The sequence below is a fragment of the Asticcacaulis sp. EMRT-3 genome, from assembly GCF_030027245.1.
Classification (GTDB): domain Bacteria; phylum Pseudomonadota; class Alphaproteobacteria; order Caulobacterales; family Caulobacteraceae; genus Asticcacaulis.
In genome coordinates this window covers 1,465,034-1,489,552 of the sequence record NZ_JASERT010000001.1, presented here as the reverse complement: position 1 = coordinate 1,489,552, position 24,519 = coordinate 1,465,034, and the positions used below count along the sequence as shown (strand labels likewise).

The window sequence follows — 24,519 nt, the reverse complement described above, 5'->3', positions numbered from 1 at the left end:
CTGTAGCAGACCGACGGGGGCGGCGGCAATCGCCCCCTCTCTCGTCATTGGCATTTGCCCATAAACGGAAAAGCAATGAATCACTACCGTCATCCTTCCCCGTTTACGGAGGAGGTGCCGGAGGGGAAATGCAGTAAGGCTGGCTCTACTTCGCCGGGTTCCAGACAAAACCATCGCCGCTGGCCGAGATGGTGCCGATGCCGGGGAAGGGGAAGTGCGGCGCGAACACCTCTTCGTGGCTGGCGGCCAGTTTGGTCAGTTCGGCGCGGCGCGTGGCGCGGCCCTCGGCCTTGTCGCTGTCGAAGGCGATGTTCCAGTCCGGTTCGGCCAGCGAGATGATGCTGGAATGGGCCGTATCGCCGATGTCGATCAGCCTGTCCTTGCCGGACACGATCTCATAACCGCAATGGCCGGGCGTGTGGCCGGGCAGGGCGATGGCAGTGATGCCGGGGGCCACAATATCGCCAGGCGTAAAGGGCTTCACCTGCGGGCCGATGGTGGCCACGAATGCCGCCATGCCGGGATTGCTTTTCACCCATGCCCATTCGGTGGCCGACATGCGCACCGTGGCGTTCGGGAAGGCCGGTTTGCCGTCGGCTGTGGTCAGTCCGCCTATATGATCGGGGTGGGCGTGGGTGATCAGCACATCGGTGATGGCGGCAGGACGAACCCCGGCCCTGGCCAGACTGCCCATCAGGGCGCCATTGGCCTTGGGGCCGAGGCCGGTATCGATCAGCACCAGATGCGCGCCATCCTGCACCAGCAGGGCATCGACGCTGAGGTGGATCGGGCTTTTGGGCGCGCCATGCGCCTGCAAGACATCCGCCACCGCCGCCGCCCCCTGATCGACACCGAACACCTTGCCGTCATTGGGCGGATTGAAGTCGGCGTCGTGCAGGGCGGTCAGGCGCAGCGTGCCGATCTGAAAGCTGTGCGCCTCGGCGGCGGGCACCATCTTGCCGGGTGCGTTTTGCGCCTGACAGGCGGCGGCGGCGAACAGAACCAGCAGGGCGGGGGCAAGGCGTTTCATGACATCTCTCAATGGGGTGCGGCGGTTATGAGATAACGTTTCTAAATTCTGTAAAAACAAGGCTTTAGATGCGAATTCATTTGACCCCATGCGTGGGATTTGTCAATCACAGACAAGGCAGGAGTTGAGCGCTATGCAAGACCATCATGGGCAAGACCATCATGGACATGACCACCACGGGCATGAACACCATGATCATGGGCATGGGCATGGCGGGCACGGCCATCATCATGCGCCGAAGGATTTCGGCACGGCCTTCCTGATCGGCATCGCGCTCAATTCACTGTTCATTCTGGCGGAGGTGATTTTCGGCCTGCGCGCCAATTCGCTGTCGTTGCTGGCCGATGCCGGTCATAATCTGTCCGATGTGCTGGGGCTTTTCATGGCCTGGGGCGCAGCCCTGCTGGCCAAGCAAAAACCGACGGCGCGCTATACCTATGGCCTGCGCGGGGCGACCATCATGGCGGCGCTCGGCAATGGCGTCTTCCTGCTGGTGGCGCTGGGCGGCATTGGCTGGGAGGCGATCATGCGCCTGACCCATCCGCAGGCAGCGGCAGGCGTCACAGTCATGGCCGTGGCCGGGGCGGGCATTGTGGTCAATGGCATAACGGCGCTCCTGTTCATGAGCGGCGCGAAGGGCGACCTCAATATTCGCGGAGCCTTCCTGCATATGGCCGCCGACGCCGCCGTGTCGCTGGGCGTGGTGGTGGCGGGCGGGGTGATCCTCCTGACCGGCTGGGCGTGGCTCGATCCCGTGGTCAGCCTGATCATCGCGGCGGTGATTCTGCTCGGCACCTGGGGGCTGTTGCGCGACTCGGTCAATCTGTCGCTCCAGGCCGTGCCGCCGGGCATTGATCTGGCCAAAATCTACGCCTTGCTGGCGTCGCGCCCCGGTGTCTGCGAGGTGCACGACCTGCACGTCTGGGGCATGAGCACGACCGAAAACGCCCTGTCGGCCCATCTGGTCATGCCCGACGGCCATCCGGGTGATGCCTTCCTGCACGATCTGGCCCACCGGCTGGCGCATGATCACGGCGTGCAGCACGCCACGGTGCAGATCGAGATCGGCGACGGTGAAACGCCGTGTTCGCCTTGCCCGGACATGCCGGTTTAGACAGGGCTTTCAGGCGAGTTTTCAGGCGGGGTTTCGAGATGGCGCAGATCGAGGCCGAGCGTTTCGGTGCCGAAGCGGACGAACAGGAACAGGGTCAGCACAATTGGCGCCAGAATAAAAGCCGCAACAATGCCGAGCGCGGGCACAAGCGCCGTGATGCTTAAGGATTGCGCCAGTACGCCGCCGCCCTTGGTGCAGGCAGCCACCCAGCCGGTGGCGCGGCCACGGATCTTCATCGGATACGATTCCGAAGCATAGGGCAAAAGAATGGCGATCATGCCATTGGAGCCGATGATCAGCAGGGCCACGGGCAGGACGGGGCTGGGCAACAGATGCGCTTCCAGCGCCCAGACGCCGATCAGGCCCGCCAGGGTCACCGCGATCATCGATGTCAGGGCCCATTTGGTGCTCCATCGGCTGTAAAGCCAGGTGCAGGCAAAGACGGTGGGGAAGGCGATCAGCGCCGATTCCGCCAGCAGCTTCGACGATACGGCCATCGAATAGCCTTTGGAGACGAGATCATTTGGCATCCACAAAAGCAGGCCGAAATTGATCAGCCCCCAGGCCAGGGCGGCAATGATCAGGGCGGCGGTCTTGCCGATCATGGCGGGCGTCCACAGGGTTTTCAGGCCGTCTTGAGCATGACCGTGGCCGCCATGACCGTGAGATATAACCTCGGTTTCGTCCTCTTCGTCCTCGGCCAGTTGGTGGCTGATCGTGCCGAAGCGCGCCATCACCTTATGCGCCTCATCATCGCGGCCGCGCGCCAGCAAAAACTTGGCCGATTCGGGGATCAGTCCGCCCATGCAGATCAGCAGCAGGCCAGTCGGCAGGTTGAGCAGCCACAGGATGCGCCAGCTCCAGTGCGGCACCAGCCACCACGAAAAGCCCGACGCCGCGAAATAGCCGCCCACGGCACCTAATCCGCCCACCAGGACCAGCGCCCAGCCGCGATGCTTTGACGGCATGGTTTCGGCCAGCAGGGCATAGGTGACCGGCAACATGCCGCCCGCGCCCAGCCCCATCAGGAAGCACATGGCCATATTCCATTCGAGCGACGGCATGGCACCGCAGATCGAGGTGCCGACAAAGACGACCGCTGACAGAAGAATCGACGCCTTGCGGCCATAGATGTCGGCGATAATGCCCCACAAAACCGAGCCGCAGACCGTGCCGATCAGGGCAAAAAATGGCACCAGCGCGGCATGGGCCTTGGGCACGCCATATTCGGCCACCATGCCCGGCATGACGAAGCCGAGCGCTGCGGGCTTCATCACATCGATCGTCAGAGCCACTACCAGCACGGCCATCAGCAGCCAGTGTGCACCACCCAGAGGCGCGTCTTCCGGCGCATGAACGGAGATACGCTTCGCCGCCACCACCTGCCGGGTGATGCCACGCGGCAGCAAACCATAGGCGGCCACGCCTATACCGGCCACGATCAGAAACATGCCGAAAATCATGCCGGGATCCATCGGCATACCTGCCAGATGGAAACCGTTCATGCGGCCCATCCAGAACATTGGCAGATGCAGCAAAACGCCGACGGTAACGGCTACGCAGCCAAGCCCGAAGGCCCAAACGCCACGGCGTTCAAAAAAGACTCTTGCATCCATGACCCGGCCCCCGGAAACTTATAAGCGAAGGCTTAGGTGAAATTTTAAATAAATAAAGCTTAAAATACAATCTATTGCTATTTTTCACTGTGAATATAATGTTGCTACATTGGCAACATTATATTCGTGTACGTTTCCTGAAAGTTAGGGGATGAAAGCATCACACATTAAGAAGCCCTATGCACGCTGCACATGGGCTTTCATGCCCACGAAAGACCGATATATGTAATATATATCTTGACGAAAGCCATGTGATACACCCTAATTGCGGCCAAGAAGTCGATACGGCACGCATCAGGGACATCAGGATATGCATAGTTTTTCAGAAGGCGGCGATGGGGCGGTATCGGCCCATGACCGGTTCAATCTCGGCTATATCTGGATGATTTCGGCGGTCGCGGCGCTGGGCGGTCTTTTGTTCGGCTATGACTGGGTGGTAATCGGCGGGGCCAAGCCATTTTACGAACCCTATTTCCACCTGACCTCGGAAGAACAGATCGGCTGGGCCAATAGCTGCGCCCTGCTGGGCTGCCTTCTTGGCTCGATCCTGTCGGGCGCGGTCAGTGATCGTTTTGGCCGCAAGAAACTGCTGATCGCGGCCGCGCTACTGTTCGGCGTATCGTCAGTGGCCACAGGCTGGTCGCATCAGTTCAACACCTTCGTGGCGTGGCGCATACTGGGCGGGGTGGCCATCGGCATCGCGTCCAATGTGTCGCCTACCTATATCGCCGAAGTGGCTCCGGCGCGCTGGCGGGGCCGGCTGGTGACACTGAACCAGCTCACCATCGTGATCGGCATACTGGCCGCCCAGATCGTCAACCTGCTGATCGCCGGTCATATCGCCAATGGCCTGTCCGCCGACGCCATTCGCGCCTCCTGGCAGGGCCAGTTCGGCTGGCGCTGGATGTTCACCGCCGTGGCCGTGCCGTCTCTGGTCTTTTTCGTCTGTGCCTTTCTGGTGCCGGAAAGCCCGCGCTGGCTGATCAAGAGCGGCGCGCGTGACAAGGCCCTGCATATCCTGCGCCGTATCGGCGGCGACGCCTATGCCGAGGACGAGGTGCGGGCGGTCGAGTCGGGTTTAAGCCGCGAAAGCCGCGAGCGCGGCGCGGTCAGCGAACTGTTCCGTCCGGCAATCATGGGACTGGTGCTGATCGGCATCGGTCTGGCCGTGCTTCAGCAATGGAGCGGCACCAATGTCATTTTCAACTATGCCGAGGAAATCTATCGCGGCGCGGGCTATGATCTGAGCGGGGTGATGTTCAATATCGTCATCACCGGCGCGATCAATCTGGTCTTTACGCTGGTGGCCACGGCGACGGTGGACCGGCTGGGGCGGCGCACCCTGATGCTGTGGGGGGCGGGGGCGCTCACCGTGCTGCACGGCCTGCTGGGCGCGGCCTTCTATTTCGGCATTACCGGCCCGGTCGTGCTGGCCCTGACCCTGGCCGTCATCGCCGCCTACGCCATGTCGCTGGCCCCGGTCACCTGGGTGCTGCTGTCGGAAATCTTCCCCAACCGTATCCGCGGACTGGCCATGTCGGTGGCTGTATCGGCCCTGTGGATCGCCTGTTTCGCCGTCACCTACACTTTCCCGATCCTCAACCGCCAACTGGGCGCGGCGGGCACATTCTGGTGTTATGGCGTCTTTTGCCTCGCCGGCGTCATCTTCATCGCCCTGACCGTGCCGGAAACGCGCGGCCGGTCGCTGGAAGAGATCGAAGCCCAGCTCACCCGGCGCAAATAGGGCGGTCATGATGTCTCTGAAAGTCCTGTGGATCGGCCTTGTGCTGGCCTTGCTGTCGCCCATGCCGGTCATGGCCGAAACCGTTCATGCCGATGCGCGCGCTCAGCCCGCCGCGCCGGTCAGCAGCCAGTTGCACATGGGGGCATCGCAAGCACCGGATGGCTCAACCATCGGCATCAATAACCGCTACCTGACCCGCAACGGCCAGCCGTGGCTGCCGGTGATGGGTGAGTTCCACTATGCCCGCGTGCCCGCCGATGAATGGGATGTCGAAATCCGCAAGATGAAGGCGTCGGGCGTCGATATTATCTCGACCTATGTCGTCTGGCAGTATCACGAGGAAAAGCCGGGCGTGTTCGACTTTTCCGGTGACCGCGACCTGCGCCGTTTCCTGCAACTGTGCGCCCGCAACGATATGAAGGTGGTTTTGCGTCTCGGCCCGTGGGCGCATGGCGAGGTGCGCTATGGCGGCCTGCCCGACTGGCTGGTCGCCCAGACCCCGACGCGGCAGAACGACCCCGTCTATATGGGGTTCGTTGAGCGCTACTGGCAGCACGTCTATGATCAGGCGAAGGGGCTGTTGTTTAAGGACGGCGGGCCGGTCATCGCCATCCAGCTTGAAAACGAATATAATCAGGGCGGGCCGGGACGCGGCGCCGATCATATCGCTGCCCTGAAAGACATGGCGCGCCGGATCGGCTTCGACGTGCCGCTCTATACGGTGACGGGCTGGAACAATGCCATCTATCCCAGCGGCGAGGTTGTGCCCGTCTTTGGCGGCTATCCCGATGCGCCGTGGGGCACGGGCCAGACGCAATCCCCGCCCAGCGAAGTCTATAGTTTCCGCTTTTCCAGCCGCGTGGCGGGCGAAACCGGCGCGCAGACCGTGGCGACGGGCAAGGGCACGGCCATGACCGATATGCAGACGACGCCGTTTCTCGGTGCGGAATATGCGGGTGGCCTGCCGATCATGTACCGTCGCCGCACCCTGGTCACCGCAGATGATATTGCCGCTATGGTGCCGGTGCAGCTCGGTTCGGGCGTCAATCTCTACGGCTATTACATGTATCATGGCGGGCGCAATCCGGCGGGCGACACCACCTTTGAAGAAAACGCCCTGATCGGCGGCTTTAACGATGTGCCGATCATCAATTATGATTTTCAGGCCCCGTTCGGTGAATATGGTCAGGCCCACCCCGTTCTGGCCGCCATCCGCCCTTTCAACCTGTTCCTCAACAGCTTCGGCGACCGGCTGGCCCCGATGGCGGTTCATGCCCCCTCAGAGCTGCCGCAGGGCAAGGACGACCTGAACACCCTGCGCTGGGATGTCCGCTCGCTGGGCGACAGCGGCTTTATCTTCGTGGGTAATTATCTGCGCCAGTATGCGATGGCCGCGCACACCGATGTGCGTTTCGACATTGATCTGCCGGACGGGCGGCTGCAATTTCCATACAGGCCGGTAAAGGTGGCCGACGGGGACTATTTTATCTGGCCCTTCCGTTTCGACCTCGACGGTATCCGGCTCGACTGGGCGACGGCCCAGCCACTGACCCGGATCGTGGATGGGGCGGGCCACGCCACCTACGTCTTTGCCGCCAGTGACGGGATCGCACCGGAATTTGCCTTTGACGAAGGCGTAGCGCTGAAAACCGCTTCCGGCCATGTGTCGCACCATGACGGGCGGCTGATCGTCAGTGCCATCCGACCGGGCAGGGGAGAGGCGCTGCGCCTGCGTGCCAATGGCCATGACGTGTCGGTCATCGTGCTGTCCGCCGCCGATGCGCAATCCGCCAGCGTCGTCGATTTCGCCGGAAGGCGGCGGCTGGTGCTGACCCCGGCTACCGTCTTCGTTGGCGATCATGGCGACCTCACCCTGCGTTCCGAGGGCAAGAGCGATTTCGACGTGCAGGTCTTTCCGGCTTTGGCGGGGAAGCCTGCGGCCAGCCTGCCGCTCACATCGGGCACGTCGGGGGGCACATCGGGGCTGTTCCAGACCTGGCGCGCGCAGGCCAAAGCGGTCAGCCTGACGGCTTCGGTGCAGCCATTGCGTCCGGCGGGTAAGGCGCCGCCCGTCATGATCGGCGGACGCGCACATGCCGCGCTCCAGCCCTATCCCGAACAGTTCGGCGTGGCGGCGGCGTGGCAGATTTCCGTGCCGCCCCATGCGCTAGACGGACTGAGCAACCTCTATATGCACATCCGTTATCGCGGCGATATTGGCCGCCTGTTTGGCAAGGGCGCGCTGCTCGACGACGATTTCTGGTCGGGGCCGGACTGGGTGGTGGGGCTGAAGCGTTTTCCCGATCTGTTGAAAGCCCCGCTGACCCTGACCGTCATGCCGCTGCGGGCGGACGCGCCCATCTATATCGACGCCCGTTATGCGCCTGATTTCAAAGGTCAGCCGCAACTGGCCGAGCTGAAAGGCGTCGATCTGGTGCCGGAATACCAGTTGGTGCTGACGCCGCCCACGCGGTAGCGGTTTTAAACCCGGCCCTGTTCGTCGCGCTGAACGCGCTCCATCAGGTCGAGTGCGCCCTGAATCAACTGGCGCATCTGCGTTTCGGCGGCGGACGGGTTGCCGGCCAGAATGGCGTCGGCGACGCGCTTGTGGTCGAGGGCGCTGGCGAAGCGCACACCCTTCAGGTCATTGGTCTTGCGGATGCTGAAACGCAGGGCCGTGGCGATCATTTCGCGGTGCTGGCGGTAAAAACGGTTGCCGCTGGCGTCGAGAACGGCGGCGTGAAAGGCGATGTCGGCCTCCAGCGGGTCGTCGAGGCTCTGATCGGCGGCGAACATGCGGTCGATGGCGGCGGCGATTCCGGCCCGTTCGTCATGGGTGGCGCGTTTCGCGGCCAGGGCTGCCGCCCCCGGTTCGATGCTCAGGCGGATTTCGGTAAATTCGATCAGCAGCGACAGTGAGAAATCGCGGCCCAGAAGCCAGCGCAGCACATCGGGATCGAGCAGGTTCCATTTGCCTTCGTCATTGATGACGATGCCGCGCCGCCGTCTTGAGGTCAGGAGCCCCTTCGAGGTCAGCATCTTCACGGCTTCGCGCGTCACGGTGCGCGCCGCGCCATAGGTTTGCGACAACTCGCTTTCCTTGGGGAAGGGCCCGTCATTGAAGCGCCCGGTGACGATGGCGACGCCGAGGTCGTGGACGATGGTTTCCGTAATATTGGCCGGTTCGCTCCGTCCACGCATATTCCCGGCTCCGGTTTGACCATGAGAGGTCATGTCCGCCTGATTATCACGATATGGCGGCAATACAACAGACGACCATCATCAGAGCTTGGCCAGACGCCCGCCATCGGCCACCAGACTCGATCCGGTGATGAAGGCCGCCTCCGGGCTGGCCAGAAAGGCGACGGCGGCGGCGATGTTTTCAGGCTGGCCGACATCTTCGGGCAAAAGCACTTCTGCGCCCGATTGGATATTGGGGCTGGCCCACAGCATGGGCGTATCAATCGCGCCGGGCAGGACGGCATTGGCGCGGATGCCCAGCGGCTTGCCTTCGATGGCGGCAGTGCGGGTCAGCGAAGTGAGCGCCGCCTTGGCCGCCGCATAGGGGGCGACATTGGCCGAGGTTTGAAAGGCGTGGATGCTCGACACATTGACGATGGCGCCGCCCGCCTTCATGTGGCGGAAGGCTTCGCGCGTGAAATGGACAGCCCCCATCAGATTGACGCCCAGATAATGCTGCCAGTCCGCGCCGGTCAGGTCGATGATCGGCTTATAGATCATGGCCCCGGCTACATTGACCACCACGTCGAGGCGGCCAAAGCGGTGCAGGGCCGTGGCGCAGGCCGCCACCACCTCGGCCTCGACCGACACATCGCACGCGGCCATCACCACGGCGGGCGCGCCCAGGCTTTGCAGATCGTCGATGGCCGGATTGTCAGGGGCGGCCTTGGGTTCGACGAGCATGAGGTTTGCGCCTTCACAGGCAAATTGCCGGGCGCAGGCCAGACCGATGCCGCCCAGTCCGCCGGTGATGATGATGACCTTGTCCTTGAAGCGCATGATCCACCCTATGCTCGTAAACCCGCAGCTAATACCAACTTGCGCAGCCCAGAACCTATTTGGGTGCAAGTTGGTATTCGCATTTTTTTGCAGCTCAAGCGCCGCATGGCTCGCCGCATCCGCGGCGACGCGCAGTCGCGCTTGCCAAGCTGCGATGAGTCAAAGCATCGCAGCTTGGTATAAGCCCGTTATAGGATTGAAAACAACAGCGTCAATATATAATATATATTGCAAAGTTGAAAAACAGGAAGGCCACACATGACCCAAGCCCCCTTGAACCGCCGCGCCTTTCTGGCTGCGGGCGGCGCTGCCGCCGCTACGCTGGCCCTCTATGCCCGTTCGGTTCCGGCCCAGCCCGTCAGCGAAGGGGCCTTATCGCTGGCCGGGACATGGCGGTTCGCGCTTGACCGCGACGATAAAGGCGTAACGTCGGGCTGGTTTGGGCGTCATCTGACGGGCGAGGCCGATATTCAACTGCCCGGTATTCTGCAAACGCAGGGCTATGGCGATGAGATCACCGCCGAAACCCAGTTCGTGGCCGCCCTGCCGCGCGACATGCGCTGGTATCTGCTGCCGCAATATAAGGCCTATACACAGCCCAGCCATGTCGAAGTGCCCTATCTGTCGCAGCCGGTGCGTCACTATCTTGGCGTCGCCTGGTATCAGCGCGACATAGATATTCCGGCGGCGTGGGCGGGCAAGCGCGTTACGCTGGGCCTTGAGCGCACGCGCTGGCGCACCGATGTCTATATCGACGACCGGCTGGCGGGCAGCAATCGTTCGCTGGTCGCGCCGCACGATGTCGATCTCGGCCTGCTGACACCCGGAAAGCACCGCCTGTCGATCCGCATCGACAACCGGATGCAGGACCCGCCCTACCGCCCGGACGGCCATTCGGTGTCGGACGCTGAAGGCGCGACCTGGAACGGCATTGTCGGGCGGATCGAACTGGCCGCCACCACGCCGGTATGGATCGACGATGTGCAGGTTTTCCCCGATCTGGCCGCGAAATCGGCGCGGGTGCGCGTGCGCCTTGGCAATCTGACTGGCAAGCCGGGCAAGGGCGTGCTGAAGGCGGGCGCGGTGTCCGTGCCGGTCAACTGGACGAAGGATGGCGCCGAGGCCGTGCTGGATGTGCCCATGCCGGACGCGCAGGCCTGGTCGGAATTCACGCCTGTGCTGCAAAGCTTAAGCGTGATCCTGACGGGGCCGCAGGCCGACGACCGCCGCGACGTGCGCTTCGGGATGCGCGAGATCAGGGCTGACGGCCAATATATCCGCCTGAATGGCGAGCTTTTGAATTTTCGCGCCACCCATGATGGCGGCGGTTTCCCGCTGACCGGCTATCCGGCCACCGATGTGGCGACATGGGCGCGCATCATCGCCATCTGCAAAAACTGGGGGCTGAACGGCATCCGCTTCCATTCGTGGTGCCCGCCCGAAGCCGCCTTCATCGCTGCCGACGAGGCCGGTTTCTACCTCCAGCCCGAATGCGGCATGTGGAACAGCTTCGATCCCGATGGCAAGATGCTGGCCGTGCTGAACGATGAGACGCAGCGTCTGCTGAAAGCCTATGGCAATCACCCGTCGCTGATCATGCTGGCCGCAAGTAATGAGCCCGCCGGCCATTACGCCGAACAGCTTCCGGGTTGGGACAGGGCGTGGCGCGAAGCCGATCCGCGCCGCCTCTATACGGACGGGACGGGCCGTTGGGCGCCGCCGCCGGGCGGGCCGGGCACGCCGTTCGCCGCCGACTATCTCATTACCGGCGGGCTGGCGCGCGGTCCCAGAGGCTGGTTCGGTTCCGATTACGAAGAGAGTTTGCGCAAGGTGCGGCAGGGCGCAAGCCTTCCCTGCATCGGCCACGAGGTCGGGCAATGGTGCGCCTATCCCGATTTTTCCGTCATCGACAAGTTTTCCGGCAAAGGGGATTACGCCGCCTTCGCCGATGGCATCGGTTCGGGCAAAGAACCCTATATGCACCCTGGCAACTATATCATCATGCGCGATTCCGCCGAGGAACATGGGCTTTTGCCGCGCAACAAGGCGCTGGCGCAGGCATCTGGCCGGTTTCAGGTCGCCTGTTACAAGGAGGAGATCGAGGCCAATCTGCGCACGCCCTCCTATTCGGGTTATGAACTGCTCGACCTGCACGACTATCTGGGGCAGGGCGGGGCGCTGATCGGCATGCTCGACGCCTTCTGGGAAGAAAAAGGCTATGTGACGCCCGAAGCGTTCCGCCAGTATAACGGCGCCACCGTGCCGCTGGCGCGGCTGAAAGACCGGGTGTTCACCAGCGACCAGACCTTAAGCGCCGACATCGAGCTGGCCCATTATGGCCCCGCGCCGCTTCAAGGCATCGCGCCCGTCTGGCGCATCACGGATGCAGCGGGCAAGGCCGTGGCGTCGGGCGTCCTGCCGGTGCGCGATGTGCCGCGCGGCAAGAATCTGGCGCTCGGCACGGTGACGATGGCGCTTGCCCATCTGCCCGCCCCGGCGGCCTACCGGCTGGAGGTGGCGCTGCAAGGCACGGCGTTTGGCAATAGCTGGCCGTTCTGGCTCTATCCGGCAGAGGTGAAGGCGTCCGTGCCGGAGGGCGTGACCGTCACCGCGTCGTGGGATGCGGCGAAGGCGGCTCTGGCGGCGGGCGGGCGCGTCCTGTTCCTGTCGGGGGCACCCGATCAGCCGGTGCCCGATCTGGCCCTGACGACGGTGCCGGTGTTCTGGAACCGCCTGATGAACCCCAGGCGCACCTGGATGCTGGGCCTGCTTAATGACGCCGATCATGCGGCGCTGCGCGGTTTCCCGACCGAGGCGCATTGCGACTGGCAATGGAGCGACCTGCTGGCCAGAACCACAGCGATGAATGTCGAGGCCCTGCCGCGTGACCTGACGCCTGTGGTGCAGCCGATCGACGACTGGAACCGCAATCTGCGTCTGGCCATGCTGTTTGAATGCCGGGTGGGGCAGGGCAGGCTGATGGCGACATCGTTCGACCTCAGCGAAGCGGGCCTGTCCGGCCATGCCGGTGCGCCGTCGCTGAGGCGTTCCCTGTTCGACTATATGGCGTCGGAGGCCTTCCAGCCGCAGACCGCGATTGCGCCTGACGCGCTCGATGGCTGGCTGGCGACGCGCTATGTGGCACCGGTCACGGTCACCACGCCGCCCGCCACCAGTGATATTGTGGATCCCGGCCAGATCAGGACGCAATAGGGCAAGGCAGGCCTTTCAGCCCTGACGGTCAAGCGCCGCCCGGTCAAGGACGTTCCTGACCCGGGTTGCCAGTTCTTCCAGGGTGAAGGGCTTGCCGATCAGTTCGACGCCTGCATCGAGCACGCCATTATGGACGATGGCGTTGCGCGTATAGCCGGTGGTGTAGATAACGGGCAGGCCGGGGCGATGTTCGTGCGCCAGATCAACCAGCTTACGGCCATTCATGTCCGGCATGACGATGTCGGTGAACAAAAGGTCGATGTCCGGCCTGTCCTTCAGCAGGGTCAGGGCGGTACGCGCATTGTTGGCTTCGAGTACGCGATAGCCGAGATCGCTCAGGGCGGCGGTGGAAAACTGCCGCACCAGATCTTCATCATCGACAACAAGGATCAGTTCACGGCCCTCGGCTGCGGGCAGGCTGTGCGTATCCTCGTCATCGGGCGTGTCCAGTGGGTCGCCGGTGTGGCGCGGCAGGTAGATTTTGATGGTCGTGCCCTGAGCGGACTCGGAATAGATCTTGATGTGACCGCCTGACTGTTTGACAAAGCCATAGACCTGGCTGAGGCCGAGGCCCGTGCCCTTGCCCACCTCCTTGGTCGTGAAAAACGGATCGAACGCCTTGGCGATGACGTCGGGAGTCATGCCCGAACCTGTATCGGTGATGGCGATCATCACATATTGCCCCGGCGCGAGGCCGACCTCTCTGGCCGTATAGCGCTGGTCGAGATGGGCGTTTTGCGTTTCGATGGTCAGGCGTCCGCCGCCCGGCATGGCGTCGCGTGCATTGACGGCGAGATTGAGCAGAACGTTTTCAAGCTGATTCTGATCGACATGCAGCCGCCACAGGCCGCCAGCCAGCACGGTTTCAAGCTGGATGTCGGCACCGAGCGAATGACGAAACAGATCCGACATGCCAGCCACCAGCCTGTTGGCGTCGGTCACATCGGGCTTCAGTGGCTGCTGGCGCGAAAAGGCCAGCAGGCGCTGGGTCAGGCTGCCGGCGCGGCGCGCCGCCTCCAGCGCCGAGGAAATCAGGCTCTTGGCGCGCGGATCGCCGATGGTGGTGCGGCGGTCGAGCAGTTCCAGCGAGCCCGAAACGACGGCCAGCATATTGTTGAAATCGTGGGCCACGCCGCCGGTCAACTGGCCGACAGCTTCCATTTTTTGCGCCTGACGCAACTGGTCTTCGGCCTCGCGCAGCCGGGCCTCGCTGCGCATACGTTCGCTGACATCAAAAACGAACTGATAGGCCCCGACCTGCTGGCCGTTTTCATTGTAGAGCGGGTTGAACTTCATTTCATAGAAGCGCTGGTCGATCCTGGGATCGCCATATTGCGCGACGAGGGTAAAGGCCTCACCCGTCAGGGCGCGTCGCCAGACCTGTTCGACCGTCGCCTGCTGTTCGGGAATGTGGCGCAGCGCTTCCAGCATATTGTCGCCCACCTTCGGGCGGACGCCATAGATGCGTTCGAATTCTTCGCTGGCGGCGCGGTTGATCGCCAGCCAGTTGAGAGCGTTATCGGCCACCTGCACGTAGGCATCGGTCGATTCCAGAATGTCGGCCAGAACCCGCTGCTCGGCCAGGGCTTCGCGCACCCGACCCTCGAGCTGGCTATTGAGATCGCGCAGACGCGACTCGCTCTGGCGCAATTCGGCGCTGACGCGCGCGCGGTCTGAGGCGATGCGCGTGCGTTCGGCGGCTTCGCGCACGAAGGCCAGATCGTCTTCGGGCCAGTCGCGTGCCGTAACATGATTAAGGTAGAGCAGGGCCACGAACTGCCCGCGATTGGTCAGGGGCATATTGATGACCGACTGCGCGCTGATCGCTTTGAGCGCCGCCGCCATGTGTGCGGTGCGCGGATCCTTTTCGGCATCGGCGAACACGACGGTTTCACCGCGCTTGAGATCTTCGATATAGGAGCCGTAATCACGAAAGTGCAGCACGCCCGCCAGACTTTTGATGCCCGGCGCGTTCCAGTCACGCTCGATGGTGATGGTTTCGCTGACCGTGTCGATGAGACCGTAACCGACGCGGCTGATCTGGAGGGTTTCGCCCAGAATCCGGGCGGCGGCGAAGGCGATGTCTTCAGCCTCGTTCAGGTCGCGGATGTCGTCGGTCAGGCGCGTCAGTGCCATGCGACGGACTTCGGCGCGCTTCTGGGCGGTCATGTCGCGTGCGATTTTGGAGGCACCAATGATTCGCCCCGCCGCGTCACGGATCGGCGATACGGTGATCGACACATTGACGATCTGGCCCGATTTGGTCAGCCTGTCGGTGGTGAAATGCTCGACGCGCTGACCGGCCCTGATCTTCGTGATGATCGCGTCTTCTTCGCTGCGCAGTTCCGGCGGGATGATCAGGGTGATCGGCTGGCCGATGGCTTCCTGAGCGCTATAGCCGAAGATCCGTTCCGCCGATGAATTCCATGAGGTGATGACACTGTGGAGATTCTTGCCGACAATGGCGTCGTCGGATGAATCGATGATCGCCGCCAGATAGGCGCTGGCCTGCACAGGTGCGTCTGCGACCTGCTGTGATGAATCCGGTGGGGTGTTCGCGTCGATTTCGTGCACGGCACCTTCTCGAATTGCCTACATATCGCCAAAGGCAGTAAGCAGAATAAAATAAGAAAACAGTTATAACCGTTTCGTCATGCTTTCGAGGTGCATGAAACTCTAATTGCCGTAGATGGTGCAGAGCAGGTCGATCACCTGACGGGCCGCGTCGTCGTCCAGGCGGTAATAGATGGTCTGGGCGTCGCGCCGCGTTTCGACCAGACCCTCGGCGCGCATCTTTTGCAGGTGCTGAGAGGCCGCGCCCTGGCTTAAGCCCACCAGTTCGGTCAGTTCACCGGCGCTTTGCTCGCCGTCGCTCAGCTTGCACAGAATCATCAGGCGCTGTTCGCTGGCCATCAGCTTCAGCAGGCGCGTCGCCTTCTGAGCATTGGCCGCCAACACCATAGGGGAGGTATCTTGCCTCATGAGTTGACGCCTTTACTCGCCGAATCGCCCACCGTGGAATCACCCCGCATGACGACATAGATGGCGGGAATGACCAGCACTGTCAAAAGGGTTGAGGAAAAAAGCCCGAACAGCAGCGAAATGGCCAGACCCTGAAAGATCGGATCGGTCAGGATGACACTGGCCCCGATCATGGCCGCCAGGGCCGTCAGCAGGATCGGCTTGAAGCGCGTGGCACCTGCATCGAGCAGGATGGCCTGCAAGGGGCGCTTATGGCCGTCGCTGTCATACTTGTCGGCATGACGGATGAAATCGACGAGCAGGATCGAGTTTCGCACAATGATCCCCGCCAGCGCAATAAAGCCAATCATCGATGTGGCCGTAAACGGCGCGTGAAACAGCATATGACCGATGACAATGCCGATCAGGGTCAGGGGCACCGGCGTCAGGATGACCAGAGGCAGTTTGAAGCTTTTGAACTGGCCGACCACCAGCACATAGATGCCGAGCAGGGCCACGCCGAAGGCGGCACCCATATCGCGGAAGGTGACCCAGGTGATCTCCCATTCGCCGTCCCACAGAACCGTGGCGTGGCTTTCGTCTTCGGGCTGGCCATGCAGGCGGATGGCGGGTGTGGGCAGCTTGCCCCAGTCGGCATTCTTGATCGCCTTATCCACCGCCAGAATCCCGTAGATCGGCGCTTCATATTTGCCGGCCATTTCGCCCATGATCATATCGACATTGCGACCATCGCGGCGATAGATATGGGTGGAGCCGGTGGTCTGGGTGGCGGTCGTTACCTCGCCCAGCGACACCAGCCGCGTGCCCGCAGGCCCGGTGGAGGCGGCCACCGGCATGGATTGCAGCGCCTGATCATAGGTGCGCTCGGACTGCGGCAGGCGCAGCGAGATTTCAAGCGGATCGCGGCCATCGCCCCGGTCGGAATAGCCGAGCACCTGGCCGTTCATTAGGGCGCTCAATGAGGCATAGACCTGCCCATCAGAAACATTCAGCGCTTCGAGGCGGTGACGGTTGGTGACAATCGCCAGTTTCGGCGGGGCCACCCCATAGCTGTCATCGACATCAACAATATAGGGGATCGACTTGTAGATCGCCTTGATCTTTTCGGCCACGGTGCGGCGCGTGGCGGCGTCGGGGCCATACACTTCCGCCAGCAGGGTGGCCATGACCGGCGGCCCCGGTGGCGCTTCGACCACCTTCAGCACGCCGTGGGCGGGCAGGGCAATCGCCTTCAGGCGGTTGCGCAGGTCGATGGCGATGGCGTGGCTTTCGCGCGATCTTTTGTCCTTGGGGGCCAGCAATATATTGAGATCACCCTGTTCGGGATTGGTTCGAAAATAATAGTGGCGCACCAGACCGTTGAAATTAAACGGCGCGGCGGTGCCGGCATAGGAATCGATGGCCTCGACCTCCTTCATCTGGGTCGTGATCTGCGCCGCCTGATTGAGGATGCGCTGGGTGGTTTCGAGCGAGGTGCCCCTGGGCAGGTCGGCAATCACCTGAAGCTCGGACTTGTTGTCGAACGGTAAAAGCTTGACCGTCACCGCCTTGAAATAGAAGGCGGAGCAGGCCAGCAGGGTGGCGATGCCGACAGCGGCCAGAAAAAGCCCGGCGCTCTTTTTATCCTTGATGATGCTGGAGGCCACGCGGCGATAGATGACGCCGATAAAGCCTTCATGATCGTGGGCATGGCCTGCGTGCTCGCCAGCCTTCAGGGTCTTGCGGGCAAAGCGGATCATCAGCCACGGGGCCAGGATCACCGCGACGAAGAAGGAGAAGATCATGGCCGCTGAGGCATTGACCGGAATGGGGGCCATATAGGGGCCCATCAGACCCGACACAAACAGCATGGGCAGAAGGGCGGCCACCACGGTCAGGGTGGCGATGACGGTCGGGTTGCCGACCTCGGCCACCGCATCGACCGTGGCGTCGAACCGCGACCGGCCATCATTCATGCCCCAGTGGCGTGAGATGTTCTCGATCATGACGATGGCGTCGTCCACCAGTATGCCGATGGAAAAGATCAGGGCGAACAGACTGACGCGGTTGATCGTATAGCCCATCAGATATGAGGCGAACATGGTGAGCAGGATGGTGGTCGGGATGACCACGGCGGTCACGCCTGCCTCGCGCCAGCCGATGGTAAAGCCGATCAGGATGACGATCGACACCGTGGCCAGGGCCAGGTGGAACAGCAGTTCATTGGCCTTGTCATTGGCGCTGTGGCCATAGTCGCGCGTCACCGATACCTGCACATTATCGGGGATCAGCGAACCCTTCAGGCTCTCGACACGTTGCAGCACCGCGCCTGACAGAACCACCGCATTGGCGCCCTTGCGCTTGGCGATGGCCAGGGAGACAGCCGGGGTTTGCACCCAGGTGCCATTGGCGAGGTGCGAATAGCGAAAGACGTGCGACTGGTCTTCGCGCGGGGCCTGAACCACGGTGGCGACATCGCGGACAAGCACCGTATCGCCGGTGACCGAGGGCACGGTGATCATGCCGACATCGGTGGCGGTTTGCAGGGTCTGGCCTGCCGTGACGCTGACGGCCTCGGCGTTCTGGCGAATGGAACCGGCCGGGAAGCTGGTATTGGCGCCCTTGACGGCATTCATCAGGGCATCGAGCGATACGCCGTGGGCGGTCATGGCGGCGGCATCGGGCTCGATGCGGATTTCTTCGGGGCGTCCGCCGACGATAAAGGTCAGGCCGACATTCTCGACCTTGGCCAGTTCGCCGCGCAACTTTTCGGCCAGATTATACAGCGCCGTGTCATTAAGTTCATTGCCCGTGCCGGGCTTCGGCGACAGGGTGATGATCATGGCGGGCACATCATTGATGCCGCGCGTCTGCACCAGCGGCGGGGCTATGCCCACCGGCAGGCGATCCATATTGGCGCTCAGTTTTTCCTGAACGCGGATGGCGGCATTATCGGGGTCGGTGCCGACCTTGAAGCGCGCCGTCACCAGCACCTTGTCGTCGTCGATGAAGCTATAGACATGATCGACATCATTGATGCTCTTGACGATGGTTTCGAGCGGTTTGGCGATCAGTTGCTCGGCATCGACCGCCTTCATGCCCGGTGCGGCGACGGAGATGTCGATCATCGGCACGCTGATCTGCGGCTCTTCCTCGCGCGGGATCGACATGACGGCCAGCAGGCCCACCAGTATGGCGACGATCAGAAACAGAGGCGTCAGGGGTGAGCGCAAAGTCGCCTTGGTCAGGCGGCCGGAAAGGCCCAGCTTTTTTTCATGTGAGGGCTGGCTCCCGTTGTCTTCACTCATTGCCCCGCTCCATAGGCCGCAATCTTGTCACCGGCCGATACCCCGCCCAGAATCTCGATCTCATCCGGGTCACCGGTGGGGGCGGTCTGAACCATAGTTTCCATCAGCGCGCCATTCTTTTCAACGAGGCGAACATAGTCGAGGCCATAGCGCGTGGTGACGAAACGCTTCGGCACGACGATGGCGGTGCGCTGGCCGACGCCGATAAAGGCCGTCACCGTCTGGCCGATCACGACCTGATCGAGGCCCGGCGCGGTCATATCGGCCACCACCTGTCCGGCGGTGACGGAAGGGTAGATTTCGCTGATCACGCCCGTGGCCCGGACGCCACCGGCATCGAGCGAGACGGACTGACCTTGCGTCAGTGCGCTGCTTTGCGCTTCGGGCAGTTCAAGCCGCACCACGCGGTTGCCGGCGGTGATGGTGGCCACCGACTGACCGGCCATAACGACCGAACCGACAGGCACGGTGGCGTGGATCACCCGTCCGGACGCCGGGGCCAGAATAGCGCCTTGCCGAGCGCCTTCACCGCTGGCCGAGGCCTGGGCGCGCGCCGCCCTGACATTGGCCTCGGCGGCTTCGGCAGCGGCCTTGTCCTGATCGAGCTTGGCCTGGGCATAGATGCCCTTGTCGAACAGCGTCTGGGTGCGGCTAAGCGCCGCACGCGCCAGACTGGCCTGGGCTTCGGCGGCAGAGGTGGCCGCATTATAGGCACCGGTTTGCAGATTGAGCCTCTGATCGGTTACGAAACCGATCACCTGGCCTTTGGTCACCATATCGCCTTCGCGCACCTTCAGCGATGTCAGAATGCCCGACACCCGCGCCGTGGCCTCACCCATCTGGCGTGTGGTCAGGGTTGCCGCTACCGGTTTGACATCCTCGATCAGCTTCGGCTCGACCTGAAGCGTTTCGCCCCGGAAGGCCTTGACCTGCGTCACCTCCTCCTTGTGACCGCAGGCAGACAGGCCTATGCCGGACGCGGCAAAGGCCAGGACGATAAGTGAGGTTTTGAACCGTACCATGCGGATTTCCTGAAGGTGTATAGGATGAGCTAGTTACCGGACCGTGGGCAGGCCGCTGGCCTTCCAGGCGCCTATGCCGCCCGCCAGATGGTGATCGACCTTCAGCCCGCGCTTGCGGCATATGCCGACCGCCTTGGCTGAACGCACGCCACCTGCGCATTGCATCACCAGCATCTTGCCTTCGGCATCGGGCAGCTTCGCGCTGTCGAGTTTTGACAGAGGCACATTGATCGCGCCCTTGATACGCTCGGCATTGTGCTCAGATGGCTCGCGCACATCAACGAGCACGATCCCGCCCTGATCCAGCCCGGCCTTAACTTCGGCGGGGCTGAGATTTTTGACAGTGAACATATTGAACATGGTCTGGACTCCGCGATGGCAAAAAGATCATTTACAAATTCGATAATACGAATATAAGATAACGCAAATGCAAGGTCAAGACGCATTCCTGTCCGTTGGTAAAATGGCGGGCAGAGCATAGCCGGTTTTGGAGGAAGCCATATGGACAAGGAACTGAAACCCCGTATCGTCATCCTGGGCGCGGGCCTGGGCGGCACCATCGCCGCTTTTGAAATCAGGGAAGCGGTCGGCGACAAGGCCGAGGTCATCGTCGTCAACAAGGGCGACATCTATCATTTTGTGCCGTCCAATCCGTGGGTAGCGGTGAGCTGGCGCACCCGTGAAGCCATCGAGGTCAGGCTTGAGCCCGTGCTGCGCAAAAAAGGCATCGGCCTTTATGCAAATGGCGCCAAAAAGATCGAGCCCGCCCAAAACCGCCTGATCCTCACCGACGACACGGTACTGGCCTATGATTATCTGGTCATCGCCACCGGGCCGGAACTGGCCTTTGACGAGATTGAAGGTCTGGGGCCGGAGGGCTTCACCTCATCGGTCTGCCATGTTGATCACGCGGTCGAGGCGGCCAAAGCGTTTGATGCTCTGGCGGCCAGCCCGCAGCCGGTGATTATCGGTGCCGTGCAGGGCGCGTCGTGTTTCGGCCCGGCCTATGAATTCGCCATGATCGTCGATACCGAACTGAGGAAAAGAAAGGTGCGCGACCGCGTGCCCATGACCTTTGTGACCTCAGAGCCCTATGTCGGCCATCTCGGCCTCGATGGGGTGGGCGACACGAAGGGCCTGCTCGAATCGGAAATGCGCAACCGCCATATCAAGTGGATCACCAATGCCAGGGTGGCAAAGATCGAGCCCGGCAAGATGTTCGTCGAGGAACTAAGCGAAGACGGCGCGCACAAGGCCGATCATGAACTGCCGTTCGGCTTTTCGATGATGCTGCCCGCTTTTCGCGGTGTCGAAGCGGTGCGCGGCATTGAGGGACTTACCAATCCGCGCGGTTTTATCCTGATCGACAAACATCAGCAGAACCCGACCTTCCCGAACATTTTCGGCCTCGGCGTCTGCGTCGCCATTCCGCCGACGGGCAAGACGGCCGTGCCGGTGGGCGTGCCCAAGACCGGCTTCATGATCGAATCGATGTGTACGGCCATTGCGCACAATATCCGCGATATTCTGGCTGGAAAGGCGGCGACCCACGAAGCCACCTGGAACGCCATCTGCCTGGCCGATTTCGGTGATGGTGGCGTGGCCTTCTTTGCCCAGCCGCAGATTCCGCCGCGCAACATCAACTGGTCAGCCTCCGGCAAGTGGGTTCACATGGCGAAAGCCGCATTTGAGAGCTACTTCATCGGCAAGGTCAAGGCCGGTAAGAGCGAGATGTTTTTCGAGAAGATGGCGCTCGACCTGATGGGCGCACACAAGCTGAAAGAGGAGAAGTCATCATGACTATTGAGCGCGCCGTTTTTGCCTTTGCGGGCTTTATGACCCTGCTGAGCGTGGCCCTGACCTACTGGGTCAGCCCCTATTTCGTCTGGCTGACCGTCTTTGTGGGGGCGAATCTGTTCCAGTTCGCCTTCACCAAATTCTGTCCGGCGGCGATGGTCTTTAAAGCTATGGGGCTGAAGTCCGCCGCAGAGGCACGATCCCGACCTTAGGCACGGCCGGATTTCCGCAACCCGCTCTCCATTTTATGTTTTTCCGCATCGCGCATTCAATTTATAAGTCAAATAAAACGCGCGTTGCTCTAGCGGACACCTGCGAGATCGGTGGAAATTTTTCGGGCGGTTTCCTGCAAATGCAGGCGCGCCATGACCTTATCGACCGTCTGGGTGCCGTCGATCAGTTGCAGGAAGGGAACGGTGAGTGCCGCCAGGGCGTAGCCGCTGCCGGCATAGATCGGGAAGCTGATGTCGGTTACGCCCAGTGTGCGCACGCTTTTCATCATCTCAAAGCCACGCGAGCGCACACGGTGCAGGGCGTCCTGCGTGGCGCCCGCCCGCTCGACCGCGGCAGGCAACATGCCGTTGTCGAGCGCGTTGAAGGCCAGGAGCACATGGCCGGAGCAGGTCGCTTCCAGTTGCAGGATCGCGCCGACGCGCACGGAAAAGCCCGTCGGCCCCAAGGTCTGCTGATTGGCCACGACGAGGGCGCGCTCACCTTCGCGGATGACGAGATGGCAGGATTGTTCAATCGCTCGTGACAGTTCGCGCATATGCGGCACGGCGGCGTGCACCAGTTCTTCGGCGGGCGTGGCTTTGAAGGCCAGATCGAGCACCTTGGTGGTCACCCGGTAGCGGTCGCCATCGCCGCGCTTGAGCCAGGCCATCTGCTCCATCACCATGATCATACGGAAAATCTCGCTCATCGACAGGCCAAGGCCCTGGGCGATTTCCGAAATGCTTAATCCGCCAGGATGTTCGGCCAGCAGTTCGATGACCCGGAAGCCCTTTTCCAGGGCAGGGGCCGAATAGACCGGCGATTTCGATTTTGCGCCTGTTGCGGTTTTAGCTTTTGACGTCATGGTTGGCTTTCATGGCCTGATCCCGTGTGGGTCGGCCTGTTCATCTTTGTGCTGATGATGCATTTTTTCCATACATAGCAGGGCGCGGCCCGTGGTGAAATATATAATTTCACAGGCAAAAGTGCGCAAATTGGCCGTAGATAAAATATACTTTTGCATGTGGCACTAAAAAAATGTAGGGCCATAGGGGGTCATAAAACTTGAAAATTCTCAACAGGGGGAAGGAAGCGATGACCATGCCGGAATCGGACGCAGTTGCAGACCTGGACGCGGACATCATGGATGTGCTGGTGTGCGTCAAACCCTGGGAACTGGCGCTCGAAAAAAGAGCCAGGCCGGTGCGCGCCCCCGGCGAGGTTCTGGTGCGGGTCAGGCGTGTCGGCGTGTGCGGCACGGACATGCATATTTTTGCCGGGCGCCAGCCTTATCTGCAATATCCGCGCGTCATGGGCCACGAACTGTCCGGGCAGGTGGCCGAAGCCGATGCGCAGAGCGCGCTTCGCCCCGGCGATATTGTCTATATCATGCCCTATCTGTCGTGCGGTCATTGCCGCGCCTGCAAAACGGGCAAGACCAATTGCTGCATGAATATTCAGGTTCTGGGCGTGCATCGTGACGGCGGCATGGCCGAATATCTGGCGGTGCCGGAAGCGTTTGTCTTTCGCTGCGAAGGGCTTGACCTCGACAGCGCCGCCCTGATCGAATTTCTGGCGATCGGTCGTCATGCCGTGCGCCGTTCGGGGCTGATTGGCGAGGGCCTGATTGGCGAGGGTCTGGTCGGCGGGGGGCAGGGCAAGCGCGTTCTGGTCGTGGGGGTAGGCCCGATCGGCATCGCCACGGCGCTGTTTGCCAAGCTGTCAGGCGCGCACGTCACTGTTGTGGATACCCGGCCTGAGCGACTGGCCTTTTGCCGAGAGCACTTAGGCGTTGATCGCGCCTTCGTGGTGGATGACGGCCTCGATGCGCGGCTGGCCGAAGCGACGGACGGCGAATTTTTTGATACCGTGTTTGACGCCACCGGCGCGCCAGCGGCGATGGAGAAAGGGTTTCACTATGTCGGTCATGGCGGCAGCTATGTGCTGATTTCCGTGGTGGCGGCCAGCCTGACCTTCAGCGACCCGGAATTCCACAAGCGCGAAACGACGCTGATGGGCAGTCGCAACGCCACCGTGGCCGATTTCGAAGCCGTGGTGCAGGCTATACGCGATCGAAAAGTGCCCGTCAGTGCGCTCATCACCCACCGCACGCGGCTCGCGGATATGCCTAAAGCCATGCCCGCCTGGGCCAGTCCCGATGCGGGCGTCATCAAGGCCGTGGTGGAGTGTTGATTCCCAGGTGAGGGCGGGCGAGGCGTGGAACAATTTTTATGCTACAAGTAAAAATTTATTCCATATATGGCTTTTCAAGTCTGAAATTTTACGGCACTATCATAATGCCAACCCGAGTTTTCGCTGACTGCGACACTGACGTGAAAATTGGCTGTTACCCGTGCGCCGCTCATTCCTTCCTGGGTGATGCGACGAGCTCGACCTCACTGAAGCTCCTTGTCATCGCAGCGCAAGGAGCTTTCTTTTTTGAAGCCTTTGTCCGAGGGCGTAGAGGATTCAAATTTGCCA

17 protein-coding genes are annotated in these 24,519 nt (G+C 61.9%); 7 read left to right on the top strand and 10 right to left on the bottom strand.

The window, feature by feature from the left end; translation table 11 throughout:
• Positions 1–145 precede the first annotated feature (145 nt).
• Complete coding sequence (locus QB905_RS07105; RefSeq protein WP_282973956.1) at positions 146–1,030, bottom strand: MBL fold metallo-hydrolase; 885 nt, start codon at positions 1,028–1,030, stop codon at positions 146–148.
• Positions 1,031–1,163: 133 nt separating this feature from the next.
• On the opposite strand from QB905_RS07105, the gene QB905_RS07100 reads away from it, so the two are divergent.
• A complete protein-coding gene (locus tag QB905_RS07100; RefSeq protein ID WP_282973955.1) occupies positions 1,164–2,144 on the top strand; it encodes a cation diffusion facilitator family transporter in 981 nt (326 codons plus the stop codon).
• On the opposite strand, the gene QB905_RS07095 is transcribed toward QB905_RS07100, so the two are convergent.
• On the bottom strand, positions 2,141–3,760 hold the full coding sequence (locus QB905_RS07095) for an MFS transporter (protein ID WP_282973953.1): 1,620 nt from the start codon (positions 3,758–3,760) through the stop codon (positions 2,141–2,143). The two genes, QB905_RS07100 and QB905_RS07095, sit on opposite strands and share 4 nt — an antisense overlap.
• A 310-nt stretch (positions 3,761–4,070) precedes the next feature.
• Between QB905_RS07095 and QB905_RS07090 the strand changes: the two genes are divergently transcribed.
• Both QB905_RS07090 and QB905_RS07085 read left to right on the top strand, forming a co-directional pair.
• On the top strand, positions 4,071–5,504 hold the full coding sequence (locus tag QB905_RS07090) for a sugar porter family MFS transporter (protein ID WP_282973951.1): 1,434 nt from the start codon (positions 4,071–4,073) through the stop codon (positions 5,502–5,504).
• Positions 5,505–5,511: 7 nt separating this feature from the next.
• Complete coding sequence (locus tag QB905_RS07085; RefSeq protein ID WP_282973950.1) at positions 5,512–7,980, top strand: beta-galactosidase; 2,469 nt, start codon at positions 5,512–5,514, stop codon at positions 7,978–7,980.
• 5 nt (positions 7,981–7,985) lie between these two features.
• On the opposite strand, the gene QB905_RS07080 is transcribed toward QB905_RS07085, so the two are convergent.
• Both QB905_RS07080 and QB905_RS07075 read right to left on the bottom strand, forming a co-directional pair.
• The gene (locus QB905_RS07080; protein ID WP_282973949.1) at positions 7,986–8,705 is read right to left on the bottom strand and encodes a FadR/GntR family transcriptional regulator; all 720 of its coding nucleotides are present in this window, start codon (positions 8,703–8,705) and stop codon (positions 7,986–7,988) included.
• 81 nt (positions 8,706–8,786) lie between these two features.
• Positions 8,787–9,524 carry an SDR family NAD(P)-dependent oxidoreductase gene (locus QB905_RS07075; RefSeq protein ID WP_282973947.1) on the bottom strand — a complete coding sequence of 246 codons (738 nt, stop codon included), beginning with the start codon at positions 9,522–9,524 and terminating at the stop codon, positions 8,787–8,789.
• 258 nt (positions 9,525–9,782) lie between these two features.
• Between QB905_RS07075 and QB905_RS07070 the strand changes: the two genes are divergently transcribed.
• Positions 9,783–12,737, top strand: a complete 2,955-nt coding sequence (locus tag QB905_RS07070) for a sugar-binding domain-containing protein (RefSeq protein WP_282973946.1) — start codon at positions 9,783–9,785, stop codon at positions 12,735–12,737.
• 15 nt (positions 12,738–12,752) lie between these two features.
• On the opposite strand, the gene QB905_RS07065 is transcribed toward QB905_RS07070, so the two are convergent.
• The 5 genes from QB905_RS07065 to QB905_RS07045 all read right to left on the bottom strand — a co-directional run bounded on the left by QB905_RS07065 (position 12,753) and on the right by QB905_RS07045 (position 20,388).
• Entirely contained in the window at positions 12,753–15,311 is a 2,559-nt protein-coding gene (locus tag QB905_RS07065; protein ID WP_282973944.1) for a PAS domain S-box protein, read from the bottom strand.
• 102 nt (positions 15,312–15,413) lie between these two features.
• Positions 15,414–15,719: an ArsR/SmtB family transcription factor gene (locus tag QB905_RS07060; protein ID WP_282973943.1), complete on the bottom strand. Its 306-nt coding sequence runs from the start codon at positions 15,717–15,719 to the stop codon at positions 15,414–15,416.
• Entirely contained in the window at positions 15,716–19,006 is a 3,291-nt protein-coding gene (locus tag QB905_RS07055; protein WP_282973942.1) for an efflux RND transporter permease subunit, read from the bottom strand. The genes QB905_RS07060 and QB905_RS07055 overlap by 4 nt, the downstream gene beginning before the upstream one ends.
• On the bottom strand, positions 19,003–20,028 hold the full coding sequence (locus QB905_RS07050; protein ID WP_282973941.1) for an efflux RND transporter periplasmic adaptor subunit: 1,026 nt from the start codon (positions 20,026–20,028) through the stop codon (positions 19,003–19,005). The genes QB905_RS07055 and QB905_RS07050 overlap by 4 nt, the downstream gene beginning before the upstream one ends.
• A gap of 33 nt (positions 20,029–20,061) precedes the next feature.
• Positions 20,062–20,388 carry a rhodanese-like domain-containing protein gene (locus tag QB905_RS07045; RefSeq protein WP_282973940.1) on the bottom strand — a complete coding sequence of 109 codons (327 nt, stop codon included), beginning with the start codon at positions 20,386–20,388 and terminating at the stop codon, positions 20,062–20,064.
• A 141-nt stretch (positions 20,389–20,529) separates the two neighbouring features.
• On the opposite strand from QB905_RS07045, the gene QB905_RS07040 reads away from it, so the two are divergent.
• Both QB905_RS07040 and QB905_RS07035 read left to right on the top strand, forming a co-directional pair.
• The gene (locus QB905_RS07040) at positions 20,530–21,828 is read left to right on the top strand and encodes an NAD(P)/FAD-dependent oxidoreductase (RefSeq protein ID WP_282973939.1); all 1,299 of its coding nucleotides are present in this window, start codon (positions 20,530–20,532) and stop codon (positions 21,826–21,828) included.
• Complete coding sequence (locus tag QB905_RS07035; protein ID WP_282973938.1) at positions 21,825–22,037, top strand: YgaP family membrane protein; 213 nt, start codon at positions 21,825–21,827, stop codon at positions 22,035–22,037. The genes QB905_RS07040 and QB905_RS07035 overlap by 4 nt, the downstream gene beginning before the upstream one ends.
• Positions 22,038–22,126: 89 nt before the next feature.
• On the opposite strand, the gene QB905_RS07030 is transcribed toward QB905_RS07035, so the two are convergent.
• Entirely contained in the window at positions 22,127–22,903 is a 777-nt protein-coding gene (locus QB905_RS07030; protein WP_282973937.1) for an IclR family transcriptional regulator, read from the bottom strand.
• A 230-nt stretch (positions 22,904–23,133) separates the two neighbouring features.
• Here QB905_RS07030 and QB905_RS07025 point away from each other — a divergent pair, with 230 nt between their 5' ends.
• Positions 23,134–24,231, top strand: coding sequence for a zinc-binding alcohol dehydrogenase family protein (locus QB905_RS07025; RefSeq protein ID WP_282973936.1), 1,098 nt, complete (start codon positions 23,134–23,136; stop codon positions 24,229–24,231).
• The last annotated feature ends 288 nt before the right edge of the window (positions 24,232–24,519 follow it).

What these genes read in the sequence shown, in the direction of transcription:
- QB905_RS07105 (WP_282973956.1), bottom strand. Translation starts at nt 1,030, where the DNA reads ATGAAACGCCTTGCCCCCGCCCTGCTGGTTCTGTTCGCCGCCGCCGCC.
- QB905_RS07100 (WP_282973955.1), top strand. Translation starts at nt 1,164, where the DNA reads ATGCAAGACCATCATGGGCAAGACCATCATGGACATGACCACCACGGG.
- QB905_RS07095 (WP_282973953.1), bottom strand. Translation starts at nt 3,760, where the DNA reads ATGGATGCAAGAGTCTTTTTTGAACGCCGTGGCGTTTGGGCCTTCGGG.
- QB905_RS07090 (WP_282973951.1), top strand. Translation starts at nt 4,071, where the DNA reads ATGCATAGTTTTTCAGAAGGCGGCGATGGGGCGGTATCGGCCCATGAC.
- QB905_RS07085 (WP_282973950.1), top strand. Translation starts at nt 5,512, where the DNA reads ATGATGTCTCTGAAAGTCCTGTGGATCGGCCTTGTGCTGGCCTTGCTG.
- QB905_RS07080 (WP_282973949.1), bottom strand. Translation starts at nt 8,705, where the DNA reads ATGCGTGGACGGAGCGAACCGGCCAATATTACGGAAACCATCGTCCAC.
- QB905_RS07075 (WP_282973947.1), bottom strand. Translation starts at nt 9,524, where the DNA reads ATGCGCTTCAAGGACAAGGTCATCATCATCACCGGCGGACTGGGCGGC.
- QB905_RS07070 (WP_282973946.1), top strand. Translation starts at nt 9,783, where the DNA reads ATGACCCAAGCCCCCTTGAACCGCCGCGCCTTTCTGGCTGCGGGCGGC.
- QB905_RS07060 (WP_282973943.1), bottom strand. Translation starts at nt 15,719, where the DNA reads ATGAGGCAAGATACCTCCCCTATGGTGTTGGCGGCCAATGCTCAGAAG.
- QB905_RS07055 (WP_282973942.1), bottom strand. Translation starts at nt 19,006, where the DNA reads ATGAGTGAAGACAACGGGAGCCAGCCCTCACATGAAAAAAAGCTGGGC.
- QB905_RS07050 (WP_282973941.1), bottom strand. Translation starts at nt 20,028, where the DNA reads ATGGTACGGTTCAAAACCTCACTTATCGTCCTGGCCTTTGCCGCGTCC.
- QB905_RS07045 (WP_282973940.1), bottom strand. Translation starts at nt 20,388, where the DNA reads ATGTTCAATATGTTCACTGTCAAAAATCTCAGCCCCGCCGAAGTTAAG.
- QB905_RS07040 (WP_282973939.1), top strand. Translation starts at nt 20,530, where the DNA reads ATGGACAAGGAACTGAAACCCCGTATCGTCATCCTGGGCGCGGGCCTG.
- QB905_RS07035 (WP_282973938.1), top strand. Translation starts at nt 21,825, where the DNA reads ATGACTATTGAGCGCGCCGTTTTTGCCTTTGCGGGCTTTATGACCCTG.
- QB905_RS07030 (WP_282973937.1), bottom strand. Translation starts at nt 22,903, where the DNA reads ATGACGTCAAAAGCTAAAACCGCAACAGGCGCAAAATCGAAATCGCCG.
- QB905_RS07025 (WP_282973936.1), top strand. Translation starts at nt 23,134, where the DNA reads ATGACCATGCCGGAATCGGACGCAGTTGCAGACCTGGACGCGGACATC.